Genomic DNA, 8625 nt, shown 5'->3' on the forward strand with positions numbered 1-8625 from the left:
CCTTTGACTCACAGGGGCGCGTGTTCGTTGCTGATGCCGGCCAGAACCTCTGGGAGGAGGTGGACCTGGTGGAAAAGGGTGGAAACTACGGCTGGAACATCCGGGAGGGGACTCATTGCTTCGATCCGGAGAGCCCGAATGACTCGCCCGCCAGCTGCCCGGAGGTAGGGGCTAAAGGGGAGCCGCTCATAGATCCCATAATCGAGTATGATCATGACAACCATACCGTGGTCGTGGGCGGGTACCTGTATGAGGGCCAGGATCTGACTGATCTCGTTGGCAGCTACCTCTTCGCCGACTGGTCCAGCAACTTCGATCAGGGGGATGGCAGGCTCTACCTGGCCCGGCCGGAAGCATCAGATGAAGGGCTCTGGAAGGCGGAGGAGATAACGATCGCCGGCCGTCCGGATGGAAGGATTGGAGAGTTCATTCGCGCCTTTGGACGGGATGGAGAGGGCGAAATCTACCTCCTGACGTCAGAGGTGCTGGGCCCCTCGGGAGATAGCGGGAAGATCTACAAGCTGGTTAGAGCTGAGGATCAGGCGCCGACCTGAGAACGGCAGCCCTCACCTTTTTTCGACCGCATCCTCTGGCCCTGCCCCCTCCCTCTGCATTGCCCCATCTTCACCCACATCGTCCAGACGTAACGCTTCGCTGCCCTGACCGCAGCTCTCATGCTCAAGCTGGATGGTGGTATGCTCTATTCCGAAGAGATCATGCAGGATTCTTTTGACCTCCTCCATTATCGTCTCCCCCTGTGAGATCATCTGGTCCTCGATCACCGCATGGGCGCTGAGTATGACATGGGCAGAGCACACCCCCCAGACGTGCAGGTCATGGACCTGGAGCACACCGGGAACGCTGCCGATGGCCTGGGATACATCCTCAAGGTTGATACATGCTGGAACACCCTCCATCATGATACGAAATGAGTCCCTTATGAGCCGGTAAGAGCTGGCGAATATTATCAGGCTGATGATGATGCTGGCTATGGGATCGGCCTGGGTCCAGCCAGTCACCCAGATGATGATTCCTGCCACTATGACGCCCAGAGAGGCGGCAGCGTCCCCCAGCACATGAAGCCTCGCTGACCTGATATTGAGATCCTCGGTGTGATGGGGGCCGTGATCATGGTGGTGGAGGTGGCCGCCTCCCAGGATGTAAGCCACAATCAGGTTCACTATCAGGCCGAAGGTTGCCAGCAAGAGAAGGTCAAGCCCCTTCACTGGTGCCGGCTCTAGCAGCCTTTTGTATGCCTCCACCAGTATCCCCAGGGAGACGAATCCCAGCGTCAGCCCATTGGCCAGGGACGCTATCACCTCAAAGCGGTGAAAACCGTAGCTGTATCGCTCGTCCGCCGGCATGGTTGAGAGGCGGATGGCCAGCCAGCTGAGAAGGATGGCGAATATGTCCAGGAAGACATGAGCGGCATCTGAGAGCAGGGCGAGGCTGCCGGTCCACCAGCTGCCTATGGCCTCCACTATGAGGATGGTGCAGGTGAGGAGGATGGCGAGGAGAAAGCGTCGCTCGACCGTTTTTATCTCATGGTTCTTCATCTTCCCTGGCACCAGGATGTTATTGCCAAATCCGATCCAGATAAGCCTTTACCAATAAAAAAGTAGTTGCAGCTTGATGCCGCGCAGGCGCTGTCTTCATCCTTCGATAAGACCGTCATTGCAAAAGATATTCCTTGCCTCCTGGAAGGAGAGATCTGCGGGAGGGACTATGATGTCCGAAGGAATGACCTCCTGGACGCTTATGGGCTTCCCCAGCTCTTTGACCATGGAGATCATTCTGACCAGCTCCTGGCAAAAGCCATCTTGATCGCCATTCTTCACATGATCCACTATCTGATTGTCAATTTTATTCAGATCGCCCAGATTGCTGTCATCAAAGCGGAACTGACCCTCTCCCAGGATTCTGATAATCATTTATTCATCTCCGCCTTCAATCTGGCCATCTCATCATCTACGGTGTTCTTGGCCTTGACCCGTGCCAATTCACTCTCGATCTCATCCCCTCCCGAGTAGTCGGTGAGAGTTCCGGATTCCAGGAGCTCATCCAAAGCAGCAGAGCGGGCTTTCATATCCTCAGTCTTCTCTTCTGCTCTCTGAACCGCCAGGCCTACATCCGCCATCTCCTCGCTTATACCGGTCACGGACTCGGTGATCTTGACCTGAGCATCGGCGGCAGTATACTGGGCTTTGATGGTCTCCTTCTTGGTGCGGAAGGCCTCCACCTTGGTGGCCAGGCGGGTTTCGGCTGCCTGCAGCTTCTGCTGCTGATTATTCAGTTCATTTATCTCCCCTTCCAGGGTATTCAGCTGGGCCTGCATCAAGGCCTTGCTCTCCAGGGCCTTTCTCGCCAGGTCCTCCCGGCTGGCAGAAATGGCCTCCTTTGCCTGGCCATCAAGCTTATCGATGTTCATCTGAAGCTTGGCCTTCTGCAATTCAAGCCTCTTCTTGGAGGTGGTCACCTCTGCCACCCCTCTCTTGACATTCTGCAATAGCTGCAGCTGCTTTTCATAAGAGACCTCAAGGACCTCTCTGGGATCCTCTATCCTGTTCATGATCTTATTCATCTTTGCCTGCACGACAGCGCTCATCCGCTCTAAGAAGCCCATATAGATCCTCCTTCAGCCTATCTGTTATCCACCGTTTTCTTGATTGGATGCAAATTACATATACCAATGTCATTTTTGATATTTATAGGCTCTCGTGCAACGGATGCCATTTATGCTGCAATTGTGCAAAGGATGTGGCTAAAAGGGAAAAGATGAATTACGATGAAATAGGTTTGAATCCGGAGGTGAATAGATGAGAAAGTCCATATTAGCACTTCTTTTGGCCCTCTTCGCCATCATGGCATTGGCAGCACCGATCTATGCCGAGGATGATGATGACGATGAGGATGAGGATGATGAGGAAGAGAACGAGGCTTCCAGCGAGAGCGAAAGCGACTCTGATGAGAAGAGCACTCCGGGATTCGGATTTGCATTTGCAGTGGCAGGCACGCTGGCAGGAGCTCGCTTAATCAGATCTAAAATCCATTGAGGTCGTTTGATATCGATCGCTCGAGATCAATTGATCTAATCTTTTTTTCGGCTCCTCGCTATTTGATTTGTGAATTTGAATCAGAAATTCTCTGTGTCTCTGTTCCTCTGTGGTGAACCGCGATGCAATGACCCAACCACAGAAACACAGAGGAACAAAAGGCCATATTCTGCCTGAACTCACCCCCATAATTCAGCGAAGAGCCTTTTTTCCAACCATCGAAACGGTTAAGGTCTATTCGATGCCAATTGGCCATCATGAGTTTTTCATTCTTTCCTGCAGTGGACCTGCGAGGCGGCAAATGCGTGCAGCTGGTGGGAGGAGTACCAGGAACTGAGGTAGTGGCCCTGGACAATCCCCTCGCCCAGGCAGAGCGCTGGATCGACGAAGGCGCTGACCACCTGCACATCATCGACCTGGACGGGGCGATTCAGGGCAAGAGGGCGAACGCCTCCATCCTCGCTCAGATCGTAAAGGAGCTGGACGTCTATATCCAGGTAGGGGGGGGCATTCGGTCAGAAGAGGAAGCGAGGGATGTTCTCCGCCTGGGCGTAGATAGGGTGATCCTGGGAACTGCCGCCCTGAAAGATCCCGATATGATCGCCCAATTGGCTGAGGAGCACGGTCGGGAGAGAATTATGGTGGCCCTGGATGTCAAGCGAGGGGATGTCACCACCGAGGGCTGGCAGAAGACCTTAGGCAAGAGGGCGATGGAGCTGGGCAGATTGTTCGAGGATAAGGGGGCGGGGTCCATCCTCTTCACGAACATCGATGTTGAAGGCAGGGAGCGAGGAATCGATATCCAGCCTACACGAGAGCTGGTGGCAGCCCTCAGAATACCGGTTGTCGCTGCCGGCGGGGTCACCTCCATCGATGACGTCCTCGCCCTGAGGGATGCTGGGGCTGCAGGAGCCGTGGCCGGGACGGCCATTTACACCGGAAAATTGAGCGTCTCAGCTACTCTGCAGGCCCTGCGAAGATAGGTGATGGTAAATGGCGAAAAGAAATGGAAGAGGATTGGGATTATTCAGAGATTGTAGGGCCCAGGCCACAGTTAACCTGGACGGATCAGGCCAGGCAAAAGCCGCCTCCGGATCGGGATTTCTTGATCATATGCTGCTCGCCCTGGCCCGCACGGCAAATATTGACCTGGTGGCGGAATCAGAGGAGGGCTTGTGGAGAGCCCAGACATTAGGAAGGGCCATCGGCCTTGCCCTGGATGATGCTCTGGGAGACAGGAGCGGAATATGCCGTTACGGCTCGGCCTCGGTTCCCATGGACGAGTCTTTAGCGGACGTGGCTCTGGACTTCAGCGGGCGGCCCTATCTGATCGTCTCCGGAGAGTTTCGGGGAGAGAGGATCGGGGACTTCGAGGCCATGCTCCTTGAACCCTTCCTGGAAGAGCTCTTTAATGCAGCCGGGATGACGGTTCATATCCGCTTCTACGGGGAGAACGATCATCATAAGATGGAATGCATCTTCAAGGCCCTAGGCCTGGCCGTTCGCCTGGCGGCGGCAAAGGGTGGAGCGGGCATCCCCAGCACCAAAGGAGTAATCTGAGGGTAGATCGGAGGTAAATCTGAGGTCAGATAGAGATCAAAATAGTTTCTCTATCTCTTTCAGATCGATTCTGGCCGTGGAATCCAGGCTGAGGGGGGTTAAGGATACCAGCTTGTCCTGATAGATGGTCTGCACGTCAGTCCCCTCCTCGTCGCAGCATATCAGCTCCCCATCAATCCAGTAGTAAGGCCGGCCACGGGGGTCAAAACGCTCCTGCACAGCCGTCTTGAAGATCTTCTTAGCCAGGCGGGTCACTTTTATCTCCGTCTCCTCGCTGGCACCGACTGGGACATTCAGGTTTAAGAGATCCACTCCTTCAGGAAGGCCGTGCTCTAAGACCCGGGTCGCTACTCGGCGCAGAAATAGAGCTGCCACATCAAAGCTGTGCTTGGCTCCATGATGCATATCGAACTTGTCGCCCTGATCAACGGCCTGAATTGAGGCAGCAATGGCGGGAATGCCGTAGCTAGCAGCCTCCAGAGCCGCTCCGATGGTCCCGCTCGTGGTAACGGTATCGGTGCTGATGTTCTCTCCCACATTGATTCCCGAGATGACCAGATCAGGCATCTCCTTAAGGATGGCGAAGATGCCAATGATGACCGAATCCACCGGCGTTCCAGTGACCGCATAGGCTTTAAAGCCGTTCAGGTTCACCTCTGCGAAGCGAAGCGGCTCAAAGACGGATATAGATCTTCCCACGCCGCTCTTCTGTCCCGAAGGCGCGGCTACCGTCACCTCCCCCAGGCCTCGAACGCTCTTTGCCGCCGCCTCGAGACCGGAGGCATAAACGCCATCATCGTTGCTGACCAGTATGCGATGCATCGATTGAGCCTTGAGCATCCTATCGGTATTAAACTATCCCCCAAACCGGATAAATCGCGATATGCCCACTGGACGTGGCCGTCTTCATGACACCAATGTGGGCTGCCAACTGGAAAGCCATGGGCAGGAGGGGTCGGCCTAGCGCAGAAATAGAGATATGCAGTCGATGCTGAAGGGAAGCGGCCTGACCAAGGTGGCCAGGATTGACACTGGCCTCTCTTGAGAAGGGCTTTGATGAGAGCGTCGAAGACTTTGCCAGGCAGTTTGGACTGAAGAAGATCCAGCTTGAAGGAGGAACGGCGGTAGCGGAGAGGAGCTAGCAGCAGACTAATAGGCAATTAATGAAGTGCTGGGCAATGCACGGAGATCGAGATGCTTCATGCCAAAGCTAAATTTCTGCGCAGGATAAATATCACGTCCCGACCGGGATTCGAACCCGGGTTGAAGGCTCTCTGCGCGAAAAATGCTCCGCAGGCCTCCGGGATATCCACTACCCCATCGGGACAAGAACACCTCTGATGGCATGCTTCAGGTTATTAAGCTTATTGGCATGATGCCCTGGTCTGTGCCGTCCTGATAGCCCGCAGAAAGTCGATCTTCCTGAACTCCGGCCAAAAAGGAGCGCAAAAGTAGGCGGCGCACTCATTGCCATTGGCCTGCCAGGGAAGGAAGTTCGATGTGCGAAAGTCCCCCGCCGTCCTGATGATCAGATCCACCTTGGGAACGGAAATGCCGTCCTGGGGATAGAGATGCTGGGCGATGATGGTCTCATCGAGATCCTTAGATCTGATCCTTCCCTCCTCCACCAGGTGGGCTAAGGAGCGTGCGGCATCCACCAGCTCCCTCTGACCTCCGTAAGCCAGGGCCACATTCAGATACATCTTCTTGTAATCCTTCGTGGCCTCCTCAGTCAATCGGATCTCCTCCTGCAGATCATCGGGAAGCATCTCCAACCGACCGATGGCTCGCACCCGAACTCTATTGAAATGGATTTTCTTTGAATTTCTCAGCTCATTGAACTTTTTCTTTATCAAATCAAAGATATAGCGCTTCTCCGAATCCTCCCGGCTGAAGTTCTCTGTGGAAAAAGCATAAAGGGTGAGATGCCGAACCCCCACCTCCAGGCACCAGTCTGACACCCTCTCCGAGGTCTCAGCGCCAAGGCTATGGCCAAGAGTCTTGGCGAGGCCCTTCTGCCTGGCATACCTGCGGTTTCCATCCTGAATTATCGCTATATGCTCCACCGGTGACCCTGCCAGGATCTGAGCCTTAAGCAGCTTCTCATATAAAAGATAAACAGGATTTCTGAAGATTTGACTCATTTACTTAATTAAGCTCGCGAATAGATATTTAAATAATTCCTTGCCACGAGCCCAAAACTGGCCACGGGATTTTTCCTCTAGGGCAAGATACTAATATCTGATGCCTTACTTCCTTACTTCGAGGGCCTGTGGTCTAGCTGGTTATGACATCGCCTTCACACGGCGGGGATCACGCGTTCGAATCGCGTCGGGCCCATTAGGATTCGGATCGACACAAGCTTTAACTATTTAAGCGTCATTTTCGACTGAGGTGGTGCGGCAAGTTGCTCTGGCGATTCTGGCTGCAAATGAGCCAGATAGCGATTCAACGCCGCTCAGGATCTCATCGATCCGGCATCTAATCTAAAATCTGCAATTATTATTTGAGGTGATAAGCTGTACAATAGAGGTCATGGTGGGGAGGAAGGAGCAGTAATAACCAGAGTTCGCCTCCCTCGCAAACAGGATAGAGAGATATTCGGTCATGTAGAAAGCCTGCTTGGCTCCAATCGCATCAAGGTCAGGGGCATTGACGGCGTAACCAGGATGGCCCGCATACCGGGAAAGATGAAGAAGAGGATCTGGATACGAGAGGGCGACGTGGTCATAATCATCCCTTGGGAGTTCCAGAATGAGAAGGCTGACGTGGTCTGGAGATACACCGGCCCTCAAGTGGACTGGCTGCAGCGCAAAGGTTTTCTGAAGGGCTCTTCATAAGCCGGATAGACAAATCATGAGCAGGCGCAGCAAGGATGAGGATTTTGATACTCGTATTGATGTTCTTCGTACCAGAATCAAGGACTCCGATGACCTGAATGTCCAGGACGCTGTCTTTGACAAGCGAACCCTGATGGACCTGTACAGCCTGGCAAGCAAAGGGGTCATAGATGCCCTGGGAGGTTCCATCTGCACCGGAAAAGAGGCGAATATATTCCGGGCTCTGGTGGGCAGCAGAGAGCTTGCCCTTAAGATCTATCGCATTTCTACCAGCAACTTCAATGTGATGCAGGATTACCTGCATGGCGATCCCAGATTTGGAAGCGTCAAGGGCACGAAAAGAGCTATTGTCGCCGCCTGGACCCGCAAGGAGTATCGCAATCTCATGCGTGCGGAGGAAGTGGGTGTGCGGGTGCCCCATCCCATCACCATGAAGGAGAATATTCTGGTTATGGATCTGATCGGCAAGGGAGACGATGTCGCACCACCCCTAAAGGATGTCGGGCTGGACTCTGCAGAGGCCGAGCAAATCTACCAGAAGATCGTCGAATATATATCCCTGCTTTACAATCAAGCCGGTCTGGTTCATGCCGACCTGAGCGAGTTTAATATCCTATACGATGATGGCGAGCCGGTGATAATCGATATGGGACAATCGGTCACCCTGGACCATCCCATGGCCAGAAAGTTCCTGGAGCGAGACATCTCCAATATAGTTCATTACTTCCAGAAAAAGTACTCTATTGGCTCATCCGAGGAGATCTATGCCAGGATCCAGAAGGATGGAGCTGAAAAGGCAAAAAAGGAGAGTAGCTGATCAAGATAAAAGGAGGCTGACAATGGATATAAAGATCCCAGAAGAACGTATAGGAGTGTTGGTGGGACCTAACGGCTCCATGAAACACTTCATAGAAGAGAAGACAAAGACCTCTCTGGAGATAGACAGCGATACAGGCACAATTTCTGTCACATCCGCAGAAGATCCATTGCAGGTATTGAGGGTCATGGACCTGGTGAAGGCGATTGGCAGAGGATTTTCGCCGGAGAGAGCGCTGGCGATCCTGGACGACGAGATGCTGATGCTCGATGTGCTGGACATATCCAAGACAGCAGGCACCAGGAGCGATATGGAACGGTTGAAGGGACGCATCATCGGCAAGGATGGAAGGTCG

12 protein-coding genes and 2 tRNA genes are annotated in these 8625 nt (G+C 53.6%); 8 read left to right on the top strand and 6 right to left on the bottom strand.

The features are described from left to right. Positions 1-554, top strand: a 554-nt coding sequence (locus BP822_RS10555) for a PQQ-dependent sugar dehydrogenase (RefSeq protein ID WP_286878265.1), incomplete at its 5' end; no start/stop codon positions are given. A gap of 12 nt (positions 555-566) precedes the next feature. On the opposite strand, the gene BP822_RS10560 is transcribed toward BP822_RS10555, so the two are convergent. The 3 genes from BP822_RS10560 to BP822_RS10570 form a co-directional block, all read right to left on the bottom strand. Beyond that, positions 567-1568 (bottom strand): cation diffusion facilitator family transporter, encoded by a 1002-nt coding sequence (locus tag BP822_RS10560; RefSeq protein WP_286878266.1) that lies wholly within the window; start codon positions 1566-1568, stop codon positions 567-569. Positions 1569-1652: 84 nt separating this feature from the next. Next, a complete protein-coding gene (gene pspAA, locus BP822_RS10565) occupies positions 1653-1931 on the bottom strand; it encodes a PspA-associated protein PspAA (protein ID WP_013718242.1) in 279 nt (92 codons plus the stop codon). Then, entirely contained in the window at positions 1928-2623 is a 696-nt protein-coding gene (locus BP822_RS10570; RefSeq protein ID WP_013718241.1) for a PspA/IM30 family protein, read from the bottom strand. The genes pspAA and BP822_RS10570 overlap by 4 nt, the downstream gene beginning before the upstream one ends. Before the next feature lie 193 nt (positions 2624-2816). Here BP822_RS10570 and BP822_RS10575 point away from each other — a divergent pair, with 193 nt between their 5' ends. From BP822_RS10575 to BP822_RS10585, 3 genes are all read left to right on the top strand, one after another. Beyond that, entirely contained in the window at positions 2817-3053 is a 237-nt protein-coding gene (locus BP822_RS10575; protein ID WP_286878267.1) for a PGF-CTERM sorting domain-containing protein, read from the top strand. Positions 3054-3310: 257 nt separating this feature from the next. After that, positions 3311-4036 (top strand): 1-(5-phosphoribosyl)-5-[(5-phosphoribosylamino)methylideneamino]imidazole-4-carboxamide isomerase, encoded by a 726-nt coding sequence (gene hisA / locus BP822_RS10580; RefSeq protein WP_013718240.1) that lies wholly within the window; start codon positions 3311-3313, stop codon positions 4034-4036. Positions 4037-4046: 10 nt separating this feature from the next. Beyond that, entirely contained in the window at positions 4047-4613 is a 567-nt protein-coding gene (locus BP822_RS10585) for an imidazoleglycerol-phosphate dehydratase (RefSeq protein ID WP_273466627.1), read from the top strand. A 36-nt stretch (positions 4614-4649) separates the two neighbouring features. On the opposite strand, the gene surE is transcribed toward BP822_RS10585, so the two are convergent. The 3 genes from surE to uppS form a co-directional block, all read right to left on the bottom strand. Continuing rightward, positions 4650-5435 (bottom strand): 5'/3'-nucleotidase SurE, encoded by a 786-nt coding sequence (surE, locus tag BP822_RS10590; RefSeq protein WP_048132754.1) that lies wholly within the window; start codon positions 5433-5435, stop codon positions 4650-4652. A gap of 415 nt (positions 5436-5850) precedes the next feature. Beyond that, positions 5851-5940: transfer RNA gene (locus BP822_RS10595), tRNA-Arg, on the bottom strand. Positions 5941-5977: 37 nt separating this feature from the next. After that, positions 5978-6757 (bottom strand): polyprenyl diphosphate synthase, encoded by a 780-nt coding sequence (uppS, locus tag BP822_RS10600; protein WP_286878268.1) that lies wholly within the window; start codon positions 6755-6757, stop codon positions 5978-5980. A 122-nt stretch (positions 6758-6879) separates the two neighbouring features. On the opposite strand from uppS, the gene BP822_RS10605 reads away from it, so the two are divergent. From BP822_RS10605 to BP822_RS10620, 4 genes are all read left to right on the top strand, one after another. Further along, positions 6880-6953, top strand: a tRNA-Val gene (locus tag BP822_RS10605). A gap of 179 nt (positions 6954-7132) precedes the next feature. Next, positions 7133-7453 carry a translation initiation factor eIF-1A gene (eif1A, locus tag BP822_RS10610; protein WP_269798888.1) on the top strand — a complete coding sequence of 107 codons (321 nt, stop codon included), beginning with the start codon at positions 7133-7135 and terminating at the stop codon, positions 7451-7453. Between the two features lie 16 nt (positions 7454-7469). Then, complete coding sequence (locus BP822_RS10615; RefSeq protein WP_276836603.1) at positions 7470-8270, top strand: serine protein kinase RIO; 801 nt, start codon at positions 7470-7472, stop codon at positions 8268-8270. Between the two features lie 22 nt (positions 8271-8292). Beyond that, a partial coding sequence (locus BP822_RS10620; protein ID WP_286878269.1) for a KH domain-containing protein occupies positions 8293-8625 on the top strand: 333 nt, incomplete at its 3' end.

Origin of the sequence: Methanosaeta sp. UBA458 (assembly GCF_002496085.1) — an archaeon.
Lineage (GTDB): Archaea > Halobacteriota > Methanosarcinia > Methanotrichales > Methanotrichaceae > Methanothrix > Methanothrix soehngenii.

Bases quoted from the DNA above. Each gene is read 5' to 3' on its own strand.
- surE (WP_048132754.1), bottom strand. From the start codon at position 5,435: ATGCATCGCATACTGGTCAGCAACGATGATGGCGTTTATGCCTCCGGT.
- pspAA (WP_013718242.1), bottom strand. From the start codon at position 1,931: ATGATTATCAGAATCCTGGGAGAGGGTCAGTTCCGCTTTGATGACAGC.
- BP822_RS10575 (WP_286878267.1), top strand. From the start codon at position 2,817: ATGAGAAAGTCCATATTAGCACTTCTTTTGGCCCTCTTCGCCATCATG.
- uppS (WP_286878268.1), bottom strand. From the start codon at position 6,757: ATGAGTCAAATCTTCAGAAATCCTGTTTATCTTTTATATGAGAAGCTG.
- BP822_RS10585 (WP_273466627.1), top strand. From the start codon at position 4,047: ATGGCGAAAAGAAATGGAAGAGGATTGGGATTATTCAGAGATTGTAGG.
- BP822_RS10570 (WP_013718241.1), bottom strand. From the start codon at position 2,623: ATGGGCTTCTTAGAGCGGATGAGCGCTGTCGTGCAGGCAAAGATGAAT.
- hisA (WP_013718240.1), top strand. From the start codon at position 3,311: ATGAGTTTTTCATTCTTTCCTGCAGTGGACCTGCGAGGCGGCAAATGC.
- BP822_RS10615 (WP_276836603.1), top strand. From the start codon at position 7,470: ATGAGCAGGCGCAGCAAGGATGAGGATTTTGATACTCGTATTGATGTT.